General features: G+C 35.8%; 20 protein-coding genes and 12 tRNA genes. 2 read left to right on the top strand and 30 right to left on the bottom strand.

Annotated features, from left to right (window positions below; genetic code table 11):
* Window positions 1-12: 12 nt before the first annotated feature.
* The 28 genes from VUJ46_RS19450 to VUJ46_RS19315 form a co-directional block, all read right to left on the bottom strand.
* Window positions 13-957: a peptidase gene (locus tag VUJ46_RS19450; RefSeq protein ID WP_326982334.1), complete on the bottom strand. Its 945-nt coding sequence runs from the start codon at window positions 955-957 to the stop codon at window positions 13-15.
* Window positions 958-1,101: 144 nt separating this feature from the next.
* Window positions 1,102-1,692, bottom strand: coding sequence for an RNA ligase 1 family protein (locus tag VUJ46_RS19445; RefSeq protein ID WP_326982333.1), 591 nt, complete (start codon window positions 1,690-1,692; stop codon window positions 1,102-1,104).
* Window positions 1,693-1,764: 72 nt separating this feature from the next.
* On the bottom strand, window positions 1,765-2,781 hold the full coding sequence (locus tag VUJ46_RS19440; protein WP_326982332.1) for an RNA ligase, Rnl2 family: 1,017 nt from the start codon (window positions 2,779-2,781) through the stop codon (window positions 1,765-1,767).
* Between the two features lie 5 nt (window positions 2,782-2,786).
* The gene (locus VUJ46_RS19435) at window positions 2,787-3,350 is read right to left on the bottom strand and encodes a DinB family protein (protein ID WP_326982331.1); all 564 of its coding nucleotides are present in this window, start codon (window positions 3,348-3,350) and stop codon (window positions 2,787-2,789) included.
* Window positions 3,350-3,721, bottom strand: a complete 372-nt coding sequence (locus VUJ46_RS19430; protein WP_326982330.1) for a cyclic-phosphate processing receiver domain-containing protein — start codon at window positions 3,719-3,721, stop codon at window positions 3,350-3,352. The genes VUJ46_RS19435 and VUJ46_RS19430 overlap by 1 nt, the downstream gene beginning before the upstream one ends.
* Before the next feature lie 9 nt (window positions 3,722-3,730).
* Window positions 3,731-4,543, bottom strand: a complete 813-nt coding sequence (locus VUJ46_RS19425) for an ATP-grasp domain-containing protein (protein ID WP_326982329.1) — start codon at window positions 4,541-4,543, stop codon at window positions 3,731-3,733.
* Between the two features lie 81 nt (window positions 4,544-4,624).
* Window positions 4,625-5,110 (bottom strand): ribonuclease H-like YkuK family protein, encoded by a 486-nt coding sequence (locus VUJ46_RS19420; protein ID WP_047438062.1) that lies wholly within the window; start codon window positions 5,108-5,110, stop codon window positions 4,625-4,627.
* A gap of 342 nt (window positions 5,111-5,452) precedes the next feature.
* Window positions 5,453-5,525, bottom strand: a tRNA-Phe gene (locus tag VUJ46_RS19415).
* Window positions 5,526-5,645: 120 nt separating this feature from the next.
* Window positions 5,646-5,719, bottom strand: a tRNA-Leu gene (locus tag VUJ46_RS19410).
* Between the two features lie 215 nt (window positions 5,720-5,934).
* Window positions 5,935-6,007 (bottom strand) — tRNA-Glu (locus tag VUJ46_RS19405).
* Window positions 6,008-6,177: 170 nt separating this feature from the next.
* A tRNA-OTHER gene (locus tag VUJ46_RS19400) sits at window positions 6,178-6,318 on the bottom strand.
* Between the two features lie 645 nt (window positions 6,319-6,963).
* Window positions 6,964-7,035 (bottom strand) — tRNA-Asn (locus tag VUJ46_RS19395).
* Between the two features lie 5 nt (window positions 7,036-7,040).
* Window positions 7,041-7,113: transfer RNA gene (locus VUJ46_RS19390), tRNA-Glu, on the bottom strand.
* A 6-nt stretch (window positions 7,114-7,119) separates the two neighbouring features.
* Window positions 7,120-7,191 (bottom strand) — tRNA-Pro (locus VUJ46_RS19385).
* 197 nt (window positions 7,192-7,388) lie between these two features.
* A tRNA-Ser gene (locus VUJ46_RS19380) sits at window positions 7,389-7,473 on the bottom strand.
* Between the two features lie 7 nt (window positions 7,474-7,480).
* A tRNA-Arg gene (locus tag VUJ46_RS19375) sits at window positions 7,481-7,606 on the bottom strand.
* Between the two features lies 1 nt (window position 7,607).
* A tRNA-Lys gene (locus VUJ46_RS19370) sits at window positions 7,608-7,684 on the bottom strand.
* 6 nt (window positions 7,685-7,690) lie between these two features.
* Window positions 7,691-7,764: transfer RNA gene (locus tag VUJ46_RS19365), tRNA-Arg, on the bottom strand.
* Between the two features lie 94 nt (window positions 7,765-7,858).
* A tRNA-His gene (locus tag VUJ46_RS19360) sits at window positions 7,859-7,926 on the bottom strand.
* A gap of 764 nt (window positions 7,927-8,690) precedes the next feature.
* A complete protein-coding gene (locus VUJ46_RS19355; RefSeq protein WP_326981209.1) occupies window positions 8,691-10,031 on the bottom strand; it encodes an IS5 family transposase in 1,341 nt (446 codons plus the stop codon).
* Window positions 10,032-10,164: 133 nt separating this feature from the next.
* A complete protein-coding gene (locus VUJ46_RS19350) occupies window positions 10,165-11,505 on the bottom strand; it encodes an IS5 family transposase (protein ID WP_326981209.1) in 1,341 nt (446 codons plus the stop codon).
* Window positions 11,506-11,731: 226 nt separating this feature from the next.
* Entirely contained in the window at window positions 11,732-12,757 is a 1,026-nt protein-coding gene (locus VUJ46_RS19345) for a hypothetical protein (protein WP_326982328.1), read from the bottom strand.
* Window positions 12,750-14,522 carry an APC family permease gene (locus VUJ46_RS19340; RefSeq protein WP_326982327.1) on the bottom strand — a complete coding sequence of 591 codons (1,773 nt, stop codon included), beginning with the start codon at window positions 14,520-14,522 and terminating at the stop codon, window positions 12,750-12,752. Before VUJ46_RS19340 ends, VUJ46_RS19345 begins: the two co-directional genes overlap by 8 nt.
* Window positions 14,506-16,899: a hypothetical protein gene (locus VUJ46_RS19335; RefSeq protein WP_326982326.1), complete on the bottom strand. Its 2,394-nt coding sequence runs from the start codon at window positions 16,897-16,899 to the stop codon at window positions 14,506-14,508. Before VUJ46_RS19335 ends, VUJ46_RS19340 begins: the two co-directional genes overlap by 17 nt.
* Window positions 16,890-17,633 (bottom strand): hypothetical protein, encoded by a 744-nt coding sequence (locus tag VUJ46_RS19330; protein WP_326982325.1) that lies wholly within the window; start codon window positions 17,631-17,633, stop codon window positions 16,890-16,892. The genes VUJ46_RS19335 and VUJ46_RS19330 overlap by 10 nt, the downstream gene beginning before the upstream one ends.
* On the bottom strand, window positions 17,606-18,739 hold the full coding sequence (locus VUJ46_RS19325) for an AAA family ATPase (RefSeq protein ID WP_326982324.1): 1,134 nt from the start codon (window positions 18,737-18,739) through the stop codon (window positions 17,606-17,608). The genes VUJ46_RS19330 and VUJ46_RS19325 overlap by 28 nt, the downstream gene beginning before the upstream one ends.
* A 43-nt stretch (window positions 18,740-18,782) precedes the next feature.
* Window positions 18,783-19,421 carry a hypothetical protein gene (locus VUJ46_RS19320; RefSeq protein ID WP_326982323.1) on the bottom strand — a complete coding sequence of 213 codons (639 nt, stop codon included), beginning with the start codon at window positions 19,419-19,421 and terminating at the stop codon, window positions 18,783-18,785.
* A 315-nt stretch (window positions 19,422-19,736) separates the two neighbouring features.
* Window positions 19,737-20,879 (bottom strand): acyltransferase family protein, encoded by a 1,143-nt coding sequence (locus tag VUJ46_RS19315; RefSeq protein ID WP_326982322.1) that lies wholly within the window; start codon window positions 20,877-20,879, stop codon window positions 19,737-19,739.
* Between the two features lie 550 nt (window positions 20,880-21,429).
* Here VUJ46_RS19315 and deoD point away from each other — a divergent pair.
* A complete protein-coding gene (gene deoD, locus VUJ46_RS19310; protein WP_326982321.1) occupies window positions 21,430-22,140 on the top strand; it encodes a purine-nucleoside phosphorylase in 711 nt (236 codons plus the stop codon).
* Between the two features lie 143 nt (window positions 22,141-22,283).
* Here the strand turns inward: deoD and VUJ46_RS19305 are convergent, their stop codons facing one another.
* Window positions 22,284-23,069 (bottom strand): TatD family hydrolase, encoded by a 786-nt coding sequence (locus tag VUJ46_RS19305; protein ID WP_326982320.1) that lies wholly within the window; start codon window positions 23,067-23,069, stop codon window positions 22,284-22,286.
* Between the two features lie 354 nt (window positions 23,070-23,423).
* Here VUJ46_RS19305 and VUJ46_RS19300 point away from each other — a divergent pair, with 354 nt between their 5' ends.
* Window positions 23,424-24,254 (top strand): glycosyltransferase family 2 protein, encoded by an 831-nt coding sequence (locus VUJ46_RS19300; RefSeq protein ID WP_326982319.1) that lies wholly within the window; start codon window positions 23,424-23,426, stop codon window positions 24,252-24,254.
* Here the strand turns inward: VUJ46_RS19300 and VUJ46_RS19295 are convergent, their stop codons facing one another.
* Entirely contained in the window at window positions 24,255-24,905 is a 651-nt protein-coding gene (locus VUJ46_RS19295) for a hypothetical protein (protein ID WP_326982318.1), read from the bottom strand.
* Window position 24,906 lies beyond the last annotated feature (1 nt).

Genomic DNA, 24,906 nt, shown 5'->3' with positions numbered 1-24,906 from the left:
ACATATTTTTAATTAATTTCTTTGAAACGCTTTATAAAAAGCCGTTTCGATTTCCAGTTTATCACTTTCAACATATCGTCTTGAAAAGTGAATTGGAATCGCATCTTTTACTTTACACTCATTCATAATTTTTCCGGATGCAGATGCAAAGCTGTGATAATTGATCTTCGCAAATTCCTGATCTTCATCTTTATAAAATGTTTCGATATAGACCAAATCCGCTTCTTTGAAAACCGTTTTGATTTTTTCATAATTGTCTTCACTAACGGAATGATCCATAATGACTCCTAGCTTATAACCAATATTTTTTGTCAATAAATGAAATAATTCAGAAGCTTTGTACACTGTTTTTTCAACCTCAATTTCTTTGTCGGAATCATTATTTTCAAAAGCAGTTTTCAATTCGCTGATCCATTTTCCTTTCTTAAATTCAGAACCGTTTTCATTGAAAGTCACTGAATCTTTTTCCTTGAATAAATAAGCGATAGAATCTGTTTTGTGATCCAAAATTGCGAAATCAACATTCACATATTCATTTTCAAAAAGGAAATTCTGAGTTTTTAAAAATTCAAGATTCCAATGCGGCGGACGAAGTTGATAAACATTAATTTCTTCCTTTGAAACGATTTCTCGGATCTCATATTCAATCGCATTTTCATCAATTAAATTCCATGTGTAAGATTTTAATCTTGCTTCAATTTGTTGATGAATATTTTTCGGTCCGCAAATCACGATTTTTTCGCCGCTTCCAATCTGATGTCTGAAAATTCCATCAAAATTTGAAAAATGATCAATATGAGTATGACTGATGAAAACCGCCGAAACAGATTGAACTTCTTTCACCGTCAACAAACTCGCTTCACCGCAATCACACAGATAGTGTTTTGCTGAATTTGGAACTTTTATTAATATGCTGATGTCTTCTTTTAAAAGACTTTTTATTTCTGCTTGTAACATTTTTTCTAATTTTTTATTAACCATATTTTCCCTTTTGCATGACTAGGTTCCTACGGAATGACAAACTCGATGGAAAATTTTATGGTTTAATTTAACACGTAAAAAAGTTTCGATAAAATGAATTACCGAAACTTAATCTTTATTTTAAACAACAAGTTCTTTTACCTCTTTTCTGCGCACGCCAAAATCAGACTTTCTAATCTTACACATACGATGATCAGCGGGATGATGGAAAACAATACCTTCCATATTATTCTCAGGATTGCTCAAAAAGTTCTTGATAAATTCAAAATCCAAACTTTCCAAACTAAGAATATGATCTCCATGTTTTACCAATAAATGACCTTTAATATTTTCAGGATTTCCTTGTATTTTCTCGCCAATGAGTTCGTACGTTCCATCTTCCACCTTGCCCAATTCAGCCAAAGCGTTGAAGCCTTCCCAAAAGTATTGATCTTCTTTTTTATTCATATCACACGCTACCCAATGCGGATGATGACCGGTAATAAGATCTGCTTCCTGACACGGAATTGCACCTGCTGGAGCTGTTTTTCCTTTCTTAGCATCGTATCTTTTGAATAATTTACCGTTGATCACTGCACACGCAGAACCATCAAACTTTTGTGTAGCAATCGCTTTCCCATCAAAAACCCAGTTGTTTTTAGGATTAATTTCGTTAATAACTCTTCCTAAATTATGTATATCTTTTTTGAATAATGTACTTATTTTTTTCATTTTAATAAATTTAATCACAAAAGTTTTTCAGGTTTACGACTTTGAAAATATTTTAGTTCTTAAAGATTAAAACTAAACTTTTGCTGTAATTAATTCTTCTTTTACAATATCAATCACCAAAGAATTCAATTTCTTATTGATTCTTTTTTGTTCTTCTTTTTCTATGGTTGTGAAAATATCTGGAAAGTCCTTTTCAAAATCCTCTAAAATATCCTGTGCAAAAAGACCGATTACTTTCCCAATCATTTTGGGTTCGAATTCACCAATCTTGCTTACCACATTATTTAATCTGTTTACAGTTGCATATTTTTGGATTTCTTCCCAAATATTTTGAGCTTTTTCGCTAAAGTTGATTTGCTTGTGAACAGTTTTATTCTGTTTTCTTACCACTTTAGATTTTTCGACCCATTTTTCATTTTTATTTTTCAAAATGACTCTTGAACCATTTCCAAAATATTTGGTTTTCAAAGTTTTCACAATGGTTCCTTCACACATATTGTTCTCGATTTCAGGCAATCCCAACCAAGTCGGAATTTTAGAATCGAAAACATTCGGATAATTTAAAGCATCTTCCAAAGTTCCTTGAAACAAAATCTTTGCATAGAAAAATCCGGTTTCTTCAAAAATTTGATTAACTAAATCTGTATCCAAATAAGTAGTTCCATTCAACTTAATATCAAATGCGTAAAACTCATTGTGAGGTGCGTATTCAATACCTTTTTGAACTTTTATTGCATCTTTTACAGGTTCCACTTCTTTATGTTTGTAACCGCCACCGAACAATTCACCGTAAATCACTACAGTTTCAATATCGGGATGCATCGTTTTCATCTTTTCGAAAACTTCCATTACATTTTTTCTGTAATGTTCTAAAATCTGATGTGCATTGAAGAACTTTTCATTCTTTTCGATGAAAGCGGTTCTCTTCCCGATTTTAATCTCCTTTCCGTCGGTAAAGAAAGAGAAATTAGCACCATGAACCTTCTCCTGCACAATAAAAACCTCATCCCCAAACCCATGCATCCTGATCTGATCGATCACGCGGGCTTGGTAAGCGTTTTCTATAGAGTTATATGTTTTGAAAATCATTTCTTTTAATTTTTAATAGTTTCTAATTCATTATTTTTCATCTGAGTAACGTGTCTCTGAGCGTGAAGTGAAAGGAAATAAATGTATTCATACACATTGATTTTCCCTAATTCATTCACTGTCATTGTCGTTTTACAGAGAAGACCTTCGCCATTTTTCATCAACTCTAAATAATGTAAACATTGATGATATTGCTGAGAAATTAAACTTCTGATTTCAGTTAAATTCAATTCTCCTTTCGGTTCCATGTGTTCGGGTCTTATCCATTCAAAAGCACCGTACTCACCTACTTTTTCAAACTTTTCCTGATCGAAAGTATAATTTTCTATTTCAAGATTTAAATCAAGATCGAGATGATTCCGCATTGCTTTTTTTGAACCCTTTTCAATGAGAATCAACAAATAAAAATTTGTGAGATAAATATGTTCTAAAATCTGTCGAACCGTCCAACCTCCGTTTGAAGGCTGAAAATTCAACGTTTCATTATCTTTATCAAACCATCGGTCAGCCTCATCAAAACTTAGTTTTAAATGCGTTTTTATATCTTGAATTAATCTAAAAATGTTCATTACAAATTTTTAAAGTTCTTTAAAAAGCTTTCAATATTTTCCTTTCCCACAGGATTCATTGAGTGGCAATAGAATTTTGGTAAGTCTAGATAGTTATCCATACAATATTCTACCAGCCATTTTGCACAATCGTAGCCTGTTTTTTCGACAAATTCCTGAGAATTCGGTTCCAAATAATGTTCATCAGCAAGGTCGTGGTCAAAAGAGATCATTTCAGGAAGTCCTTTTTCCAAAATCCTATTGACAAACTGCTCATAATTTCGAACGATATGCCAATCTTTTCTGAGGAAAATATCCTGCTTGGTATATTGATATGCCTCGTTCGGATATCTTATATCATCCAGAAATAATAATCTTTTTGTGAGTTCCATTACTTTATTTTATTTACTTTTTACAATATTCGCTAATTCCAGCTTTGCATCTTCAGGAAATCCTGAAAGTCCGGGAATATCATTGTATTCTAAAATCACTTTTTCTCCGTTTTCTGTTTCCAGAACATCAATCGCAACAATATCTGCTTTAATGTTTTTCTGTAACAGTTTTACTTTTTCTATCCATTCTTTCTCCGGCTCGATGATTTGATATTCTTGGGTTAAAGAATTGGCTTTCCAATATTTGCCTTTTCTTTTCATTGCCCAAACTTTATCATTTACAGCCAGATAACGGATGTCATATTTATAATTAATAAATTTCTCTGTCGTCACATAATCCTGATGGATAAACAGCAAATCTTTCAGTTCTTCCCATTGTTCTTCAGTCGAAACCAGACTTTTTCCGTATCCACCGTGATGATTTCCAACTTTAACCACAAAAGGAAATTGCATTTCCAGATTTTTCAATTGGTCTGTATTGGTTGCTACATTAAAATCAATAACAGGTAATCCTAGTTTTTTCAATCTGTTTAACATTGATAATCTTTCGTAACCCATTAATAATGTTGAAGCTGAGTTTACACAAGGAATTCCTGAATATTCGATTAATTCTAAAATATTTCTGTGTTTTGCTTCAGGATTTATCGCTCCCAATCTCCAAAAAATCACATCCGGTTTGCAGGCTCCATCTGCATCAATCACATATAATTCAGCATCTTTTACAATAAATTCTGAGGTCTGAACTTTCTTCTGAACCACATTAAATCCTGCAAAATAATCTTTCCAGTATTTTTCTCCGTTAATGATTAAAATTGTTTTCATTGTTTTATTTTTTTGAATGGAAGCTGGAAGTAATCGAAGCGTTTTAAACTTCCTGCATCCTAAATCCCGCTTCCAGCTATTTTACACCATCATATCAGCACAATTTGAACTTGCGAATGCGTAAGGTTTTGCTTTAAACACATATCCCATTCCCAGAATATATCCCATAGCGTCTCTCAAAGCGACGTTGGATTTGAAATCCGGGTCGGTGTTAATGTCTGCGTGTACCTCCATTTCCACATCATAAGTTTCCAGAATAGAGCAAATGGCATAAGCGATTTCCACGGATTTGTTCACCTCGTTCAGCATTCGCTCTTTGATACTGATATTCTGTATTTCTCTTTCTTTTCTGATAAAGGTAAACGCTCCTTTTCCCTCACGAATAAAGACAACTGCCGTAGCATAATTAATGGCATCACCGTAAACGTGGGAGTCTGAACCCACACACACTTTCAGTCGGTGCCCATTTGCCTGTTCGCGGATGATGGCTTCTTCTACCAACTGTGTGATAGAGTGTTGGAAAATTTTTCCCGTCATGTTCTGCCATGTTTGTTGTTGCGTTTCCATTTTTTCTACATGTTTGTTTAAATACTTATTTGTTAATAATTTCAATTGTGAATAGTCAATTCGCTTTGCTTGTCAATTTTTTTAAATTCACTTGCGAAGCAAAATTTACCTTTGATCATTCATCTTTTCGTTGATTCATCAGGATTGTTCATGAATTTTATATTTTATTTAATGAATTCACGAATGCTCTGCATTTCGAACCTGAACAACAAGAGTCAAAGTCTTGTGTGCTGACCAATTACACTATGAATCAATTTATAAGTAATGAGTAATAGGTAATGAGTAATATTAAAATCATGTTTCATAATTACTCATTGCACATTACTTATTGCTCATATTCTGCGGAACAGACAGGAATCGAACCTGTACCTTTAGTTTTTCAGACTAACGTGCAGACCTGCTACACCACTCTTCCAAGTTTTATAGGTAATGAGTAATTGGTAATTGGTAATTAGTAATATTAAAATCATGCTTTATAATTACTCATTGCTGATTACTTATTACTTATTACTTATTACTTATTACTTATATTTTGTACAGAAAGAGGGACTCGAACCCCCAAAACCTTGAGCCTAAATCAAGTGTGTCTACCATTTCCACCATTCCCGCGGATTTTATAAGTAATGAGTAATTGGTAATCAGTAATAAAAAATTATTTTTAAAATTCATAATTCATTATAACCATCGCAATAATTACTCATTGCACATTACTCATTACTTATATTTTAGGTCTGAGAAGGCTTGTCTATTATAAAACTATGCCTGTAATTTTTTGTAAAGATCTTCTGCGCTTGACAAAACCTTTCTCGTTCCCATTTAACCAGTACTCTATAAGGGAATCGAACCCTTGTTTTCTGCTCGAAAGGCAGGCGTCCTGAACCGTTAGACGAATAGAGCATTTTTGTGTGAATTCTGAATTGTCGATTTGCTTTGCAGTCAATTTTAAATTCACTTGCGGAGCAAAATTCACTATTCACCATTCACTTTTTTTGACCATCTGACCAGGAGTCGAACCTGAACAACAAGAGTACATTTCCTGCATGCTGCCATTACATTATCAGCGGTGTTGGTGGAAGTAGTAGGATTCGAACCTACTCAGCAATGAAACAACAGATTTTAACTCTGTTTTTTCTATTTATTTTTTTAGGAATCGTTCAATTCGTTCCTCATGTCAGTCTGCCCCGACTCTCCAACTTCGGCGTACTTCCGGATTTTTAGTTGATAGTTGCTGGTTGATAGTTTTTAGATCATACTAAATCTCTAACTTCTAATTTCTAGCATCTAACTTCTTTCTTGTGAAGAAAAATAAAGCCTGTCTTTAATTTTTTGTTTGATATAAGAACTTCTTCGCTCGACAAACTTTTTCTTTTTCTTCGGAACTAATCTCATTTTAGTTATTTGAGATGGTCATGGGAGTGTTCATAACCTTTTTATTTTTTATTTTGAATTCACGAATGTTTCACATTTCAAAACCCACTCAGTTTTCACAACGGTTTTGCAGACCGCCCCGACTCTTCCACTTCGGCGAACCATCATTTTTTGCAACTAGTTGTTGGTTGATAGTTGATAGTCTTTAGATAATATTTCATCTTTAAATTCTATTAAAAAATAAAGTCTGTCTTAATTTTTGTTTGATATAAGAACTCCTGCGCTTTGACAAACTTTATTTTACCTAAAAATTTATATTATGTTTAAAACTTCCACCATCCATCTTCCAGCCTATTATTACTTGTTTTTTAATTGAGTTAAGAAAAAGCTTGTCTATATTATATCGTGTTTTTGGCGTAAAGATCTTCTGCTCTCGACAAACCTTTTCTTTTTCTCTTTTGAAACAATTAACATTTAGTTTTTTGCGATTCCGGAAAGGCTCGAACTTTCAACTTCTGGTTTAACAGACCAGCGCTCTACCATTGAGCTACGAAATCTTTTGCACTCCATAAGAGAATCGAACTCTTATCTACTGCTCGAAAGGCAGCCGTCCTAAACCATTAGACGAATGGAGCAAACTGTCTGGAAAGCAAGATTCGAACTTGCGACCTCCCGCGTCCAAGACGGGTAACCAACCACCGTTATCTTTCCAGTTTTGTAGATTCACTTTCAATTCTTCTCCGAGAGACAGTCGGATCCGAAATTTTCCGTGAATCTTTGCGGTCTATGCGAGATTGTTCACCATCGCCTATATTTTTTTATTTGCGTACACGAATGCTTTGCATTTCGAACTCGCAGTGCCTGAGCGACAGTCAGGCAGGTTAGCCATTACCTCAATAAACCTTTTTTGCGGAGAGCAAAGGAATTGAACCTTCACTACTGTCGTAGAACTCATTAGCAGTAAGCCGCAACAAACCAATATTTGCCTACTCTCCGTTTTTGTGATTCCGACAGGATTGTTCATGAATTTCATATTTTATTTTTATGGTATTCACGAATACTTCGTATTTCGAACCTGTAACCCTGGGTTTAGAAAACCCATGCTCTATCCAATTGAGCTACGGAACCTTGGTAATCCCAGAAAGATTCGAACTTTCAACCCCCGATTTAAAAGACCGGTGCTCTAACCATTTGAGCCATGAGATTATTTTGTAATCTCAGAAGGATTCGAACCCTCAACCTTCGGTGTCGTAAACCGACGCTCTATCCAATTGAGCTATGAGATTATTTATTAGTGAATAGTGAAGCGTCAATTCGCTTTGCTTGTCAATTTTTAAATTCACTTGTGAAACAAAATTCACTATTCACCATTCACTTCTTTGGGTATCTCCGGGGATCGAACCCTATTCTCCGGTGCCACAAACCGACGCTTTACCAAATAAGCTAAAGAAACCATAAAAAAAAGCGCCTCTTTTTGGGAGGCGCTTTATATTTTTAGACGTGTCGCTACATTAGCTGACCCATTTATATAAGCACCTTTTTCCCACAAATTCACTATCAAGAAGAATAATACAAGCATACCCCTGCCCCATCGGTTCTACACCGCGTTGTCTTGAAGGTAAATTAGATATGTTATGTAATTGTTTCATTTTATTTTTCTTGTTTTAAAAAAAGTTCTTTTGAAAGGCTTGAAAACTTGTTGCTTTCAATTTTCGGTTGCAAAGTAAGGATGAAATTTTTTAACTCGCAAATTTATTTTTTTAATTAACTATTTGAAAATCAATAAATTAAACTTTGTTTTTAGAATAGAGAATTTCCGTCCGCAATACTTTACAGATGTCTTAAATACCTAAATGACTGTCTCTCATCGGGTTATTGATCACGCTTTATTTTCTTATTAATTGTTCATTTTTGTATAAATAATTTTCACTTTTATGGTTATTTTTTTTCATTCTAAATAATTTCTGCCTTAAAAACACAAAAAACGCCCCGGCAACCGAGGCGTTTTTACTGTATCTTGATAAAATTTTTACGGGTTTATTGTAAATAATTTCCAAAGCAAGCACATTTCGCCTCATCTGATATCATCCATTCATATCCAAACGATCCCTTTACTGCAGGGCGATCGCATAGATTTAAACTGATATGTGCTCTTTGTATTGTCATAATTATATTGGCGCAAAGATAAATCTTTTTCTTAATTAGTCGCTCCTTAAAAAGCTGTTTTTTGACTTTGAAAATTATATTTGCCTAAAAAGATTCGGAGAACAAGTTCGAGCCAAAGAAGAATTTGTTGTTTGATTTGATTCAATCTCATCTTCAAATTGTATCCAATCCCTGCTAATAATGCATTATTAATATCTCCAGCCACTCCTTTCAGGAAGTTTAATCCTAAGGAGTGGTTTCTTTTTAAATGAGAGATACAAGGTTCTATGGCTGCTCTTGCCCGGAATCTTAATCTGGCTACTTGTTGCCCATATTTTGTTTTTTCTTTTTTTGCGGGAAGCAAAATTGCTGTTCCTTCCACTTCTTTGATTCCTTTAAATCCTCTGTCTGTAGTGGCTTTCGTAGGTCTTGTTCCGCCAACGGATTTTCTTACCCTCTCACTCTGTGCCAATGATTCTTCAAGAGTTTTACTATCGTGAGGATTGCCAGAAAATCTCTTTACCGAGCTGATGATCCCTGTTTTCCGACCTCTTACTACTGCTACTTTTGTCCCAAACTCGTATGCTTTTCCCGATTTTCCTTTCGCAATACACGCAACTTGTGGCTCGTGAAGACTGTAAATTTTATCTTTCGTGGTACGTTCTTGGGTGAGTGCTTTAAGGTAAATTTTAAAAACGTCTTCGTAGCCTTTCAAAACATCTTTAGGAAGTTTTCTTTCCAATTCCCGAAGAACTCTTTTACCAATCGTCCTGAGCTTTTTCCTCGCCATTTTTGCCTTCTTCTGTCTTCTGGGATGATGTCCAAAAAAAGCGTCCCGCAATAATTGTTTGCTCACTCTTCTGTAGCTTTGTCTTTGTACAACGCTCTCTTTTTCTGCTATTTTTCTACAATTGTCGATTACTTTTTTTGCTAATTTGGCATCGGTAGGAAAGGTAATGTTCTTCTCCTGAACCGTCGTATCTACCTGAACTTCATCTTCTGTTTTGGCTTTGGGATGGAGAGAAACGCTTTGTCCCAAAAGAAATTCCAAACCCTTATCTCCAATTCTTTTTCTGAAGTGTACAAAATTGCTCGGATCGAAAGGCTGCTCTGTCTGGAAAAAGGTTTCTCCGGTAAAATATTGCCAATACGCATTCTCAATCCATCTCTCTATTACACTTTCATCACTTTCTTTAAACATTTCCTTGAGCAAAAGCATTCCTGCTATTTTACGGATAGCAATAGAAGGTCTTCCGTTTTCTGAAAATAATTTCTCAAACTCTGACTCCATTTTATCCCAGGAAATCTCCCCAGCTAATTTTACCACCGGATGCTCCATATTAATAAGCTCCGTAAGCCTGGTCTTGAATAAATTCTGCTGTAAATCCTCTCTTATTTTGCCTAACATTTTGCCACTTTTTATATCCTAAAAATACAATTTATTGCAATTTTTTACAACGATTTTTTACGAAATATAAGTGCATAAAAACTGATAATCAAAATATTACTTGGTTTTTAAGGAATGACTAATTAGTCGCTCCTTAAAAAGCTGTTTTTTGACTTTGAAAATTATATTTGCCTAAAAAGATTCGGAGAACAAGTTCGAGCCAAAGAAGAATTTGTTGTTTGATTTGATTCAATCTCATCTTCAAATTGTATCCAATCCCTGCTAATAATGCATTATTAATATCTCCAGCCACTCCTTTCAGGAAGTTTAATCCTAAGGAGTGGTTTCTTTTTAAATGAGAGATACAAGGTTCTATGGCTGCTCTTGCCCGGAATCTTAATCTGGCTACTTGTTGCCCATATTTTGTTTTTTCTTTTTTTGCGGGAAGCAAAATTGCTGTTCCTTCCACTTCTTTGATTCCTTTAAATCCTCTGTCTGTAGTGGCTTTCGTAGGTCTTGTTCCGCCAACGGATTTTCTTACCCTCTCACTCTGTGCCAATGATTCTTCAAGAGTTTTACTATCGTGAGGATTGCCAGAAAATCTCTTTACCGAGCTGATGATCCCTGTTTTCCGACCTCTTACTACTGCTACTTTTGTCCCAAACTCGTATGCTTTTCCCGATTTTCCTTTCGCAATACACGCAACTTGTGGCTCGTGAAGACTGTAAATTTTATCTTTCGTGGTACGTTCTTGGGTGAGTGCTTTAAGGTAAATTTTAAAAACGTCTTCGTAGCCTTTCAAAACATCTTTAGGAAGTTTTCTTTCCAATTCCCGAAGAACTCTTTTACCAATCGTCCTGAGCTTTTTCCTCGCCATTTTTGCCTTCTTCTGTCTTCTGGGATGATGTCCAAAAAAAGCGTCCCGCAATAATTGTTTGCTCACTCTTCTGTAGCTTTGTCTTTGTACAACGCTCTCTTTTTCTGCTATTTTTCTACAATTGTCGATTACTTTTTTTGCTAATTTGGCATCGGTAGGAAAGGTAATGTTCTTCTCCTGAACCGTCGTATCTACCTGAACTTCATCTTCTGTTTTGGCTTTGGGATGGAGAGAAACGCTTTGTCCCAAAAGAAATTCCAAACCCTTATCTCCAATTCTTTTTCTGAAGTGTACAAAATTGCTCGGATCGAAAGGCTGCTCTGTCTGGAAAAAGGTTTCTCCGGTAAAATATTGCCAATACGCATTCTCAATCCATCTCTCTATTACACTTTCATCACTTTCTTTAAACATTTCCTTGAGCAAAAGCATTCCTGCTATTTTACGGATAGCAATAGAAGGTCTTCCGTTTTCTGAAAATAATTTCTCAAACTCTGACTCCATTTTATCCCAGGAAATCTCCCCAGCTAATTTTACCACCGGATGCTCCATATTAATAAGCTCCGTAAGCCTGGTCTTGAATAAATTCTGCTGTAAATCCTCTCTTATTTTGCCTAACATTTTGCCACTTTTTATATCCTAAAAATACAATTTATTGCAATTTTTTACAACGATTTTTTACGAAATATAAGTGCATAAAACTGATAATCAAAATATTACTTGGTTTTTAAGGAATGACTAATTAAATCATAATTCTCAGTGGGACGGGTAATAAAAATGGCGATTTCAGTTGTATGAATCGCCAAGCTTATAAGTTTGATTATTTGTCAATTTTTATCTTTAAAAGTTAATGCCCAAATATTTTATTTCTATTCATTTTATATCTTGAAATATCCTTCAGAATAACCTCATCCTCAGGATTGAAATGTTTCAATTCATTGACAATTTCAGAATGGGTCTTAATTTTTTCAGCAATAATTTCATAAGCAATATTTCGGGTGGTTGATTGTAAGCGAACATCTTTTTTAAATTCATGTTTCATTGCATCCAGATAGATCGACTTTTTCTCGGAAGGCGTTTTTTTATACACCTCACGAATGGCAACATCGAGATCTTTAACATCAAAAATATTGGCAAAATAATTATTCAGACAGTTAAAGGTATCTTTATTTTCCTCCCAGCCTTGCAATAAAATTCTTTGAGCAGCTTCCGGCTTTTCCATTTTTTTACGGTAAACCAAAGATGCTTTTACCATTTGACTGTATTTTACATAATCGTCCACCACCATTTGATAATAATTGTTGGCATTCTCAACCTCGTTAATTTCGCGATACAAGTCACCCACTTTTTCCTTCTGTCCCAATTCCTTATATAATTCAATCGACTTTTTGTACTGCTTTGCTTTTTCATAACAATCGGCAGCATCCGACTTATTATTTAATTTTTTAAGGTAAATCACAGCCGCTTCGTTATATAATTCGCCATCAGCCAAGGTTTTTGCTCCTCGATAATTATCTTTCAAAAGATTGATATATACTTTTGCGGCACTTCGGTAATCGTTATTTTCAATAAATTTCCGGGCCTGATCTTCGTACATATTATGGATTCTGTCGAAAACCGAAGTTTCCACATACGAACTGCCGCCTGCCATGCTTCTGCCGCCACGCCCTCCGAAATTATCCGTTTTTTCTTTATTAGACTGCAAGGCAATGACCAGAAAACAGATCGCCGCCACGACAAGGAATAGAAACAGCGTTCCCACCACTTCCCAGAAATTTTTATGGAAAAGTTCAGCCAGAATGGCTAATATTTTAATCAGAACCAAGATGCAAAAGGCTCCGATAAATTTTTCTGTAAACTTCTGCTTATTCATTTTTGTTGGATTTTAAAATCGTTTTATCTCTTCGGAACAAATGATAAAGAAGCGCCATCACGCAGCAGATCAGCAAAACTACAAACCAGTTGTAACCAAACATTTCCACCAAAGGATAAAAAATGTAGATCATCATACCCGCGAGAATCGTCATTAATAGAACCTTCACACCCACCGGAACATTACTTCCGCCAATATCAATTTTATTTTTTGCTACCAAAAGATTTAAAATTCCCACAACACCGACCATGAAAATAATCAACCAGATAATCTCCATAAACGTAGAACCTTTTTCTTCAGGAATATTTTCCGCATCATTGGTTCTCAGCTTAGAATCGTGAATAATCGGTAAATCCGGTTCTTCAAGTGTTCCGTAAAAACGTCCTAAAGAATCGATCATTAAAATTTGTTTTTTGTTCCAGACGCTTTTTACCACAGCTTTATCAACAGGATTTCCGTTGCTCGATTTTTTAATTGAATCTGAAATTTCTTTTTGAATATTTTTTGATTTTGATTCAATCTCATTTATAATTTTCTCACGATATATTTGTTTTAAAGAATCTTTTGATCTTTTCATTCTGTTTTTAAGGAAGAAAACATCGTCTTCTACTTTCTCAATTTTTCTGCCACCTCTGTGAAGATGATCTTCTATCATGGCATCATTATTATTGGCATACACATTTCGTGTTTTGTTCATTTCCTTTGAAAGTTCATTCCTTTGCTTACCATAAATGGAGTCAATTTTCATATCAATCTCAGTCACTCCGGATTGGAAAATCAAGGCGTCCTGAGGTATAGGCGAAACGGTTCCTGCATTGGTATGCTCAGAATTCCCAAGCACTTCATTTGAGGAACTGTCATTCACTTTAATGATTAATCTTACCACAGAAAAAACAATCAAAATCACCCAAAATATCCAGAAATAACTTCTTTTTCCTGAACCATTTTCTTCAGCAAAAGCACCGTCCGGATTTTTATTTCCGCCGAAAAGATTTCCAAAGATATTTTTTCCATTTCCTCCGAAAAGATTGCCCAAAAATCCGCCACCGCCAAACATTTTTCCTCCAAACTGAAACTTTTCAAAGCCATCGCCGCGCGAAGTTCCCATCACATCTAACGGTACTCCCAGATCAACAATTCTTTCAGGATACTGTTCAATATATTTTAAATATTTTTCAATTTCTTTTTTATTTCCGGCCAGTACCTTTTTCAAATCGAATGGCAAATCTTTCATCCATTCTTCATCGGTTTTTGGTTTTGACAATGCTTCCAACACTTTCTCATCATCCATTTCCACGGTATAACTCTGAATTTCGGAAGGAATTTTAACTCCATTTGAAGGTTTCCGAACTTTAGATAAGTCCAACACAGGATTTTGAATCACTTCCATCCAATCAATCTGCTCTGATAATTTAACCAAACCGAAATCGGGATGCATAATGAGATATTCCGAGCCGGCGGTTTTCCATTCTTCAGGTAAAATCTGTGGATAAAAAATTGTGTTTTCCGGAATAAACAATCGATCATCAACCGACTGAAAATAAGCATTCCTTCCAATTTCATTGGGAGCAGAGCCATTGAAAATCAGAAAACAACCGTATAAAATATTCGGTTCATCAGACGGAATCGCAAAAGATTTCACCTCATTCAGATCAATTCCCAATCCTTCCATTTCCTGAAACCATAGCAAAGGCGAAGAACCTTTTATCAAAATTCCTTTCTTCGGATAGCTGTTTTTCGGAAAAGGTTTAATTCTTAGTTCCATAATCCAAAATATGTTTAATGAAATTCTTCATATAATCCGTATACATTTCGTCCATTTCTTTAATCTTCAACTGTGTATTTTTCGGCAGGTAATATTCTGAACCGCCAAAATCTTTTCCCGTTGCCAACGCGAGATAACCGTATTGCGTGGAAGGTATATAAAAAGTAGGAATATGCTTGTTGCTGCTTTTAAAAGTAAGCATTCCACGCGTATCAGTGATAATTTCGCTGCCGTCTCCAAAAGTATATTTGTTCTTATTCTGGCTGGCTATAATGTCTAAATCTGTAATATTTTTATTAAAACTATAAACATTATCAAACCTACGCGACAATGCCAATTTGGAAACCACCAATTCTTGTGCTTCGTTAATTCCTATGATTCCGAAATTGCTCAAAATATTTTCTCCACCATTATGAAGCCTCGCCAGCTCTGCGGTATTTCGGATAAATCGTCGGCTTATTTCTTCATTATTTTCTACCTGTTCTATAGAGATTTTACCTTCAATATTGATTTTAAAAATCATCGGAAAATCATCTTCATGCAGATAAAAATTTCGGTTAAAATAAATAAGATTAAAGTTCAACGGAATATTTTGTCCTGTTACATTCAGATCAGAATATTCTCCGGTTATCACATTTAGTTTTGAAAGTAATTTTTTATCCGGCTGATACTGGCAAATAATATAACTTCCCTGTTTATCTTTAGCCAACGCAAACTGTCCTTTCGGTTTTATGGAAATATTTTCAACCAAAACCTCTGAACCACGATGAATTCTAGAACTTACATAAATATTTTTGTTGTAATAATTGTCTGACAAATACGTTCGCAGCAGCTGTTTTTTATTGCTTAGAATATAAAATTCTCCTTCATATAAAAAAGTGGCAATTCTGCTTTTCGGCGTTGGAAACAGCACCGGATAATTCAACGGAACCGGAGTTTTGGATCCACTTTTCTGAGCATTATTATTCTGAACCGCTTTTTTCTTTGGAGTATTTGCCCATAATTCCTGCAACGGCAAGATAATTTTCTGAATATGTTTTCTGGCTCCGTTATGATGTTTATAAAAATTCAGTTCGCCATTGGGAGAAGTCGTGACAATAAATTTCAGCTGATCGCGATTTTCCTGAATTACTTTCTGAAGATTGGGATTGGTTACATTTTCCTCATTCGTAACAAAGAAAACTTCCAGATCTTTTTCAGAATGCTTTTTACTGAAAAACTCGTTCAGTGCAGGTGAAACGTCTAATAAACCACTCACCTGATTCAGATTTTCAACCACTTCTTCCACTTTATCCAGAGACATCGGCGTGATATTTTTACCCAAAGCAAAAACTTTGCATTCTGTGTGTGCTTTCGGATGTTTGATGATTGCAATGGTGGACGCAAAAGACAAAACTTTTGGCGTTCCCCAATTTTTCAGGGAAGTATCAATTAAAATAATTCTTTCAAAAATATTTTCTTCAGGCGGAATTTCCCTTTGAATGTACAATGCCTCGTTATTGGCAATTCTACTCATGAAAACCTCATCTTCATTGGCAAATTCAGACAAAAGCATTCTGTGAAGTTCACCTTTATTTGTCATATCAGAAACGCCTCCAATGGGCTGTTTCCCAGGTGAAAGATGCTTCATCGGAATTTTTAAACCGCTCCAGATTCGTTTAATTAAACTTCCTACCTGAAATGTTTTTGGTTCTTCTATCAATTCCTGAATGAAATCTCCGCCACTTTCTACAGTCGCTTCATCTTCGGCAATTTCATCTTCCAGTTCAAGATCATCAATTTTACCCTGCAATGCATCAATAATAGACTGTGTTGTAGGAAATTTTATGTTTAAACTTTCAAAAATCCTTAAATCATTGTAAACAAAATTTGGCGTTGCATATTTTTTTACCGCACTCTCACTGATCTTGTGTGCTCTTTTTCGGTATCTTCCTAAAATCAATTCAGAATTCCCAGGTGACAATCTAAGATAAACGCTTCCAAACAAGGTTTGTAAAAGGGTAATTCTGTTTTGACCTTTTTTATAAACGTTATCTAAGCTTTTTACGCGTTCAAGAAAATCAACCGTTACATTCACCGTTTTTTTTACAGTGTCTCCGTCGCCATAAAAATTCTTTGTCGGAGCCAATGCATCATTAAAATTAATATACCCATCTTGCGTAGCATACAAAGTTAAAAGCAGAGAACCAAAACTCGGAAAACCTACCTTTAACATTTTCAAAACTTCGATCACATACGCTCTATACGCAATCGGTCCTATATTCGGGATCGAAATAAGGTTGTTTTCATGATAGCCGGATTCATCGGGAACGTCTTCATCAGTCGTCCATTCCCAGAAATAATTTTCATACGATTGGAAATATTGATTTATATCCATTCCTGTGATTTTTCAGTGAGGCGAAATGAGCTTACGGACAATTTTCGAAAATCATTTTTATCGATTGAAAGATAACTTCCGTCTTCGTTCCATAAAAGCCATTTGCCGCGTTCTTCATTATATTTTTTTTGCAGTAAAGTGCTTACGTTTTTAAATTCAAAATCAGAGCCTGTCGGCAACAGATGATCGTTTTTCAGCCAAAATGTTTTTCCCGGAAAGCTCAACAAAGGATTTCCCATGAATAAAGCTTTATCATGAATAACAATCCAGTTGATTTTTTCCAATTTAAATTTTGGCATAGCAATCAACATCTCTTTGATATCTTTCATTGAACATAACAAAGCGATTGCCGGCTGCTCTTCTTCGCTTGGTTTTAGCTTAATTTCAATTTTCCCGTCAATACCAAAAAAATTCTGATTGGAAGGAGGAAAAGTAAGCTGCAAAGCTTTATGAATCGACATCCAAAGCAAACCTGTTCGTATTTTTTTACTCGGAACCAAAGCTTCTATTCTGAATAAAAGTCCGTCTCGTAATTCGTAAAGCAAAAAATCAGGCAACTGCTGAAGCTCCGAAGAAACTGCCTGCTCTTCGGTAAAACCTCTGAGCCAGATGATCTCATCATCCGTCGCGATCTGAACATTTTTCCAGTCACGAATCGAGCCCAGAAAATCTTCAGACGAACGCGGAAATTCTGCCCAATATTCTTTTATGCACTTTGGAGAATCTTCTGCCATAGACTTTCAATTTCTTTTTGAATAAATTGTTTCTGTTCAGGATTTTTGATCCAGTCGCAACGCGTTTGAAGGTATCTTAATTTATCTTTGATAACATTCTGCTCTTCAAAACTTAATGCTCCGCTTTCCCACTTTTCAATTAAAACTTTAACATCTTTCATTACTTCTTCAGGGTTCGGCGTTTTATTTTGCAATGCCTGAGGATGAGACTGAGGGTTTTCATCTTTTTCAATCGTCCTGTTAATGATACCTTCCAAAATTTCAATCTGCTCTTCGGTGTCCCAAATATGTTTCAGCACCCATAAATCAGATAGAATGGCTTCATTTCTTCCGCAAATCAAAGCACTTGCAGCAATCAGATTCTGCAACTTCACCGCTCTACGGTCGGAAATAGCAATTCCTGTATTTCTAAGACTGATAATCGTGTTTAAATACACTTCATAAATAGGCTTTAAATCGATACTTCTGCACAAACCCTGAAGTTCTTTGATCTCATGAGCTAAAATTTCCGGACTTTCTGTTTCCACAAGATTTTCCAGTTTTCTTCCGGCTAAAAGTACCTGCTGAAGAAGATCAGGATGTACATAATCTACATTAATTCTGATCAAAAAACGATCGAACAAAGCATTCAGCGCTTCATCTTCGGGAAGAACATTACTTGCGCCAACAAACATTAAGGCAGGAAGTTGCTTGGTTTCCTTTCCTCTTTTGAAGATCTTTTCGTTCAAAGCCATCAACAGAGAGTTCAAAATCGCTGAATTGGCATTGAAGATCTCATCCAGAAAAACCATTGAAGCTTCCGGCATCATTCCTTCAGTATTCGTCAATAGTTCGCCTTCCTTTAATTTTCGGATATCAAAAGGACCAAAAATTTCGTTGGGTTCGGTAAAACGTGTCAAAAGGTATTCGAAGTTTTTGCCATCTTTTACGGTATTGGCCAATGTTCTTACAATCGCAGATTTCGCCGTTCCCGGAGGACCGTACAAAAAGGCGTTTTCTCTTGCCAGAAGGCAGATTCCCAATAGATCTACGACATCATTTTTTCCAACAAAAGTGTCTTTTACGTAGGACAGCACTTTGTTTAATTTTTCTATATTCTGAGTCATTAATTTTTTATTTTTTTGAAAGCAAAAAGCGTATTTTTTACTACTAAATATTCACATTTTTTAATTCTCTCCAGAAAATATCTTTATACATTCCAAATTCGGCGATCAATAACTGATTGATATAAGGAATTTCAGCAAGCTGATAGGCCTTTTTTTCTACAATTCTTTCAAGATACAGTTTTCGGTAGGTTTTATCTTTCAGTTCTTCTTCCCAATTTATTTTTTCCAGATTCAGATCATATCCAATTCCTGAATAATGAAATTGGAATAGTATTTCTTCCAACATTTTTACCAAAGCATCTTCAGGATCTGCATTTTGAAGAACGATAATAATTTGTGGTAAAAACCTCAACGAAAGATCAGACGACAACATGGATGAAACATCTTTTTTTCCTTTAAATTTTGGAATCAGTTTTTCCAAATTTTTTCCTGTCCCTTTTCTCATAAGATGTAACTGTGCACTGTGATACAGCACTTTTGCCGCCCAAACGGCAGTTTCTTTATCACAAATTATCTTATCCGATAGAAATTCGAGACGTTCTTTTTCAAACTCCGATTCAAAATAATCTGCGGCATCCTGCTCCTCTTTTTTTGAGATTTCCTGAATGTCCGTAAAAATAGTAATGCATTCGTCTTTGCGAAGCATTAACAACGTATCTAAAAAAGGAGATTGCGTGTTCATGATCCAAGAGTCCGTTTAAAATTTTATCACGGACTCTAACAAAAGTAGACATATTATGAATCAGTTGCAAAAGTTGGGGAAAAATCTCAGGAGATTAAGAGTCTGTTTAATTTAAAGGTAAAAATATCCAAGTAAGTAAAGAAGAGTCAACAAGTTAATTTGATAAAGCGTGTTTTCAACTTAAGTTCAATTAAAATCAACCATTTAAAACAATCCTCTTTCTCAGGCGGGATAAAGCCCGTCCCTATTGATTTACAAAACATTACACTCATCGAATGAACTCATTTTTTTCAAGTCAGATGCTGAACCTTTAGTCTACTGTTGATCCGGCAGCAGTTTGGTACTGAGCCATTTTCTGAGAGGCCTTTCATAAAACCTCATGAAAAGATAGGCAGAGACAAAACAAATAATCATTATTAAAATGCCATAGATCCAGGATTCGGTATCCTGTAGCGTTTTATTTTCATTGGCTGCCCATGCTCTGAAAACGTAAATAAAGGGAAAATGAATAATATACATGGGATAAGAGATATTACCTAAAAAAAGACATATTTTTTTCTCTGTCGGATTGGATACTTTTCCGCCGGCACTCATTAAAATAAGTAGTGGGAAGATCATCATCAATACAAGACACTCGTAGAAAGCATTTTTTCCGTACTCTGCACCCAAATGAGGGACAGAAAGTGCTGCAATTAAAATGACACTGGTTGTAAAAAAGGCATATTTTACGGATTTGAGGCTGAAAATTCTCGCCAGAAACATCCCGCTGAGAAAAGAAAAAGACATTCTGATAAATCCTATTCTCAAATGAACAGTATCACTGAAAGACCAACCACCGGTAACCACACCACTTGAGTTTGTAAAGGCATGATGAACCATAAAACCGGCAGCAATTCCCAATAAAATTCCCAATCCTAATTTTGATATTTTCCGGAGAATCAGCGCATAAAAAATATAAGCAATATATTCGAAAAAGAGAGTCCAGTTCGTACCATTCAACGGATACATTTCATCCCATCCTCTGATATCCAGGCTTTTTCCTACTGGAATAATCGTCATGCCGATGAACGTAACGAGCAATAATTTCCACACGGGTGTTTCTCCGATTCTTTCCCAGCCCAGAATCTCCGACTGCTGAAAGTAAAATAAGGAAGCCCCCAACAGAGATCCGATTATAATCATAGGTTGCAGCCTTATCCAGCGACGGGTAAGAAAGCCTTTTATCGACATCCTGTTCCATCGGCTATCGTAAGCATAGCTGATGACATATCCTGAAAGCATAAAGAAGAGATCTACTGCCAGATAGCCGTGATTAATGATCATGGTGGTATGATCCTCAAGGGAAAAAGTTTCAAAAAGGTGTACCAGAAGTACCATTATGGCGCCTACCCCGCGTAAACCATCGAGAATTACATAATGAGGCTTAGGCTGCACAGCGTTAATAACCTGTTTCATCATTTGTTTATGTTTTGCAGTAAAAGTAAACATTTAAAGTCAGATTAACATTTTAACAACTCTTTATTTTAAAGGTTGGAAGATGGAGGTTATGTAAGGTTGTAAAAATCAAAGTCGGTCCATTTCTCTTTGGACTTTTGGAATTATGATAAAATAAAGAGCTACCAGCCTCTCTTCCAGCTTCCTGCTACATTCTTTTCTGACATAAAATTTTAGAAGCTTTACATATTTCATGATAAAAAATAATGCTGTTTTGATGAGAAATCCTGATGATCAGGCTTACCACCTAGCCCTGATTGCAGCGGATACCCCGCAACTGAGTCGGAGGGTTTAGGAATGCAGGGGCTTTAGGGATGGCGGGCGCTGGAGAGCCTGGCGTGAGGAGTATGAGCGGAAAGCAGGATCAAGCTCCTAAAAAAATCCCCGACATAACAAAACAGATCATGGAGATATCATCGGATGTTGAGCTACAAGCAATCCATCGTATATCATTATCATCGTGATGGCTTTATCAATCAAAAAGTTATTATATTTGCTGCTTCAAAATAAAATTATGAGTATTCACATCAGTGCCCAAAAAGGAGAAATAGCTAAAGTATTGTTGCAACCCGGAGATCCGCTTCGTGCACAATATATTGCAGAAAATTTTCTGGAAGGTGCGACATTGGTCAGTAAAACAAGAGGTATTCTGTATTATACCGGACTTTATAAAGGGAAGGAAATCTCTGTGGGAGCCAGCGGTATGGGTTTTCCGAGCATCGGTATCTATTCTTTTGAATTATTTACGGAATACGATGTGGAAACCATTATCAGAATAGGAACCTGTGGAGCCTACGATACCGACCTTCAGCTGTTTGATATTTTAAATGTTGAAAATGCAGCCAGCGAGAGCACCTATGCAAAATATGCCTGGGAGATTGATGGGGATATACTTTCTCATCAGGGAAATATTTTTGGCACTATCAATGAGACAGCTCACGAGCTTTCATTAAAAGCAAAGGCAATCAATGTTCACAGCAGTGATATTTTCTACAGAAAGGATCTGGCCATTCCGGCCATTGCATCGAAGTACAATTGCCCTGCGGTAGAAATGGAGGCATTTGGACTGTTTGCAAATGCGCAACACCTGGGGAAAAATGCAGCTACGATCCTTACAGTCACCGATATTATCCCTACTCACGAAAAGATTTCAGCCGACGAAAGAGAAAAGGCTTTAAAACCAATGATTGAACTGGCTTTGGAGTCGGCCATTAAAAGTTTATAAGATAACCTGAACTTCATTAAAGTACTTTTGTCTTTTTAAAAACTTAAAATCAGGTGAAGTATCATTAATATCACGTTAAACAGAGTCATCAGCTCGCTTGAAAAATAAAAAAAGAGTTTTGCAATAAATGTAAAACTCTTTTTCTATAGTCTGAAAAAACTTTTGGCTACCTCTGTGGTTTCCTCTGCAACTTCAGAAATGCCTATTTTCTTTATATGGGCAATACTTTGGGCAACATAAGGAAGGAATGAAGGTTCATTTCTACGGCTTTGCGGCCTGGAGATATTTTTCGGGAGCATGAAAGGAGCGTCTGTTTCAATCATCATCCGGTCAAGCGGTACGTAACGAACCACTTCTTCCAGATGCTTAAACCTGCTTTGATCACTTACTGCCCCGGTAAGCCCCAGGTAAAACCCTTTATCCAAATAAATTTTCGCTTCATCTAAGGTCCCGGTAAAACAGTGGATTACTGCTTTGGGAAGTTGCATTAAATATTCATCGGTAATGGCCATAAACCTTTTAAAAGCTCCTCTTTCGTGCAGGAAAAGCGGTTTATCAACTTCAATTGACAATTCGAGATGAGCACGATAACACTTTTCCTGGACAGATCGCGGTGAAAAATCTCTGTCGAAATCTAATCCGCATTCACCCACTGAAACAGTGGCATCTCTTTTGAGCAATGCTCTTAATTCATTCATGCCTTCATTGCTGAACGATTTTGCGTCGTGAGGGTGAATTCCTGCTGTTGAATACAGAATTTCCGGATATTCTTCTGCTATTTCTGCGGATTCTTTACTTCCACGGACGCTGGTTCCCGTAAGGATAATCTGCTCCACGCCGTTATTCACTGCGCGATTGATAATTTCCTCCTGATCATTATAAAACTGTTTATTGGTTATATTAATCCCAATGTCGATAAATGTATTCATTTTTTAATTTAATTTTTACATAAATGATGGTCGGCCTGCCCATATTTCGTGATGCAGATACGACTTCTCATTTTTTTTTTGACCAGGCAAATTTATCTTACCCCAGCGCAGTCTATTTGCGTAATTAAAGAATATTTGGCTTCCTAAGTCATTTTTTTTTAAATCTCCTCCGCTTTCATTTTTCAAAATTTCTTATTTTTGTGTAAGTTTGATAGGCTTAATAGATATAGCTAATCGCTCTGATACTAAAAAATTTAATTATAACTTAACGGTTTATAGCCTTTTTTACTCTAATTTTATCGGAAGTTGAAGAGGTAAAAAAATAACCTTCCCGTTTTAAAATATATACACACTGTGAAAAAATTTTCAGTTCTTATCGCTAATTACAATAACGGCAAGTACTTCAAAGAGTGCTACGATTCCATCATTTCCCAGTCCTATCCCAATTGGGAGGTGATTATCGTCGATGATGCGTCGACTGATGACTCTGTGGAGACCATCCGTAATATCATTAAAGACGATAACCGCTTCAAACTCTATGAAAATAAAGATAACAGAGGCTGTGGTTTTACGAAAGGACACTGTATGGATTTTGCCACAGGTGAAATATGCGGGTATCTGGATCCTGATGATGCCCTCTATCCTCAGGCTTTAGAAAAATCTGTCGAAGCCTACAATCGCCACCCTAAGATTGTTGCTACCTATTCGCGGATGACGATGTGTAATGATAAGTTGGAGGGTGACACAGTATTTACAAAAACAAAAGCGGTTTATAACGACAAATATTTTTTTAATTATCCTATTCAGTTGGCTCATTTTTTTACTTTCAAAAAGGAAGTATACGACAAAACTTCAGGTATTAACCCCGATCTTTGTAATGCGGTAGATCAGGATCTTTATCTGAAAATCCTCGATCACGGAGATCCGGCCTTTGTTGATGAAAACCTTTATAAATACAGGCTTCATTCTCAGGGGATTTCTCAGTTCAAATCTAAAAACAGTGCTAAAGAATCTTTTGCCAAAGTCATCTTTGATACAATGAACAGGCGCTCATTAAAGTCCATCAACAAAGTGAAGGTTCCTCAGACGTATAACAATTCAACGGAGATATTTGATTTGCTGGTCTACCAGACGAAGTTTCTGTATCGTTTAAAAACGAAGGCCAAACTCTTTCTGGGACGATAATTATTCATTGATAAAAGGTTCCAGAAACCCGATGAGTTGAGTTCCTCCATGGCTCCAACGTATGCCATGCCCTTCTTTTTCACGGATTTCAAAAACAAGCTGATGTTTGTAATGAAAAAAGACATTCCACCATGTTCGGTTATCTAAAATATGGTTTATTTTTTCCATTACCATTGCTTGTTTTTGCTTATTATTCCCTTTTACTTCACCCCAAAATTGGTCATCCATTCTTCCGACATGCTTTTCCCAGGCGCGTTGTGCAGTAGTGATTTCCTGATTAAAAAGTTTTTCACAACTATCAATTAAAATCGATCTTAATGGCGGGATAGCCGATTCATCACGGATACTGGCAGAAGTAATCCGCTGTCCCAGAATATTCAGCCAATGTTCAAAAGCAAGATTTTCGAGAGATATCGTCTTCATTTCCGATGATGCTTTTCTGTCAAGAATATCGATGAATAAACTAAAACTTTCAGACCTTTGAATTAGAGTTTCCTCATTGAAATGAGGCAGCTGAAAATCATTCATTCCATCTTTAAACCGTTTGATAGTATTACTTAAATCACTCAAATGCTCATCCACTAAAATAGGAGCATATTTTTCTTTCCATTCTTCAGAAAAAAAAGAAATATAAGGTTCGAATAGATTCATT

The sequence above is a fragment of the Chryseobacterium sp. MYb264 genome (assembly GCF_035974275.1).
Lineage (GTDB): Bacteria > Bacteroidota > Bacteroidia > Flavobacteriales > Weeksellaceae > Chryseobacterium.
This window is presented reverse-complemented; position numbering and strand designations above follow the sequence as displayed.

Bases quoted from the DNA above. Each gene is read 5' to 3' on its own strand.
- VUJ46_RS19450 (WP_326982334.1), bottom strand. From the start codon at position 957: ATGTTACAAGCAGAAATAAAAAGTCTTTTAAAAGAAGACATCAGCATA.
- VUJ46_RS19445 (WP_326982333.1), bottom strand. From the start codon at position 1,692: ATGAAAAAAATAAGTACATTATTCAAAAAAGATATACATAATTTAGGA.
- VUJ46_RS19440 (WP_326982332.1), bottom strand. From the start codon at position 2,781: ATGATTTTCAAAACATATAACTCTATAGAAAACGCTTACCAAGCCCGC.
- VUJ46_RS19435 (WP_326982331.1), bottom strand. From the start codon at position 3,350: ATGAACATTTTTAGATTAATTCAAGATATAAAAACGCATTTAAAACTA.
- VUJ46_RS19430 (WP_326982330.1), bottom strand. From the start codon at position 3,721: ATGGAACTCACAAAAAGATTATTATTTCTGGATGATATAAGATATCCG.
- VUJ46_RS19425 (WP_326982329.1), bottom strand. From the start codon at position 4,543: ATGAAAACAATTTTAATCATTAACGGAGAAAAATACTGGAAAGATTAT.
- VUJ46_RS19420 (WP_047438062.1), bottom strand. From the start codon at position 5,110: ATGGAAACGCAACAACAAACATGGCAGAACATGACGGGAAAAATTTTC.
- VUJ46_RS19355 (WP_326981209.1), bottom strand. From the start codon at position 10,031: ATGTTAGGCAAAATAAGAGAGGATTTACAGCAGAATTTATTCAAGACC.
- VUJ46_RS19350 (WP_326981209.1), bottom strand. From the start codon at position 11,505: ATGTTAGGCAAAATAAGAGAGGATTTACAGCAGAATTTATTCAAGACC.
- VUJ46_RS19345 (WP_326982328.1), bottom strand. From the start codon at position 12,757: ATGAATAAGCAGAAGTTTACAGAAAAATTTATCGGAGCCTTTTGCATC.
- VUJ46_RS19340 (WP_326982327.1), bottom strand. From the start codon at position 14,522: ATGGAACTAAGAATTAAACCTTTTCCGAAAAACAGCTATCCGAAGAAA.
- VUJ46_RS19335 (WP_326982326.1), bottom strand. From the start codon at position 16,899: ATGGATATAAATCAATATTTCCAATCGTATGAAAATTATTTCTGGGAA.
- VUJ46_RS19330 (WP_326982325.1), bottom strand. From the start codon at position 17,633: ATGGCAGAAGATTCTCCAAAGTGCATAAAAGAATATTGGGCAGAATTT.
- VUJ46_RS19325 (WP_326982324.1), bottom strand. From the start codon at position 18,739: ATGACTCAGAATATAGAAAAATTAAACAAAGTGCTGTCCTACGTAAAA.
- VUJ46_RS19320 (WP_326982323.1), bottom strand. From the start codon at position 19,421: ATGAACACGCAATCTCCTTTTTTAGATACGTTGTTAATGCTTCGCAAA.
- VUJ46_RS19315 (WP_326982322.1), bottom strand. From the start codon at position 20,879: ATGATGAAACAGGTTATTAACGCTGTGCAGCCTAAGCCTCATTATGTA.
- deoD (WP_326982321.1), top strand. From the start codon at position 21,430: ATGAGTATTCACATCAGTGCCCAAAAAGGAGAAATAGCTAAAGTATTG.
- VUJ46_RS19305 (WP_326982320.1), bottom strand. From the start codon at position 23,069: ATGAATACATTTATCGACATTGGGATTAATATAACCAATAAACAGTTT.
- VUJ46_RS19295 (WP_326982318.1), bottom strand. From the start codon at position 24,905: ATGAATCTATTCGAACCTTATATTTCTTTTTTTTCTGAAGAATGGAAA.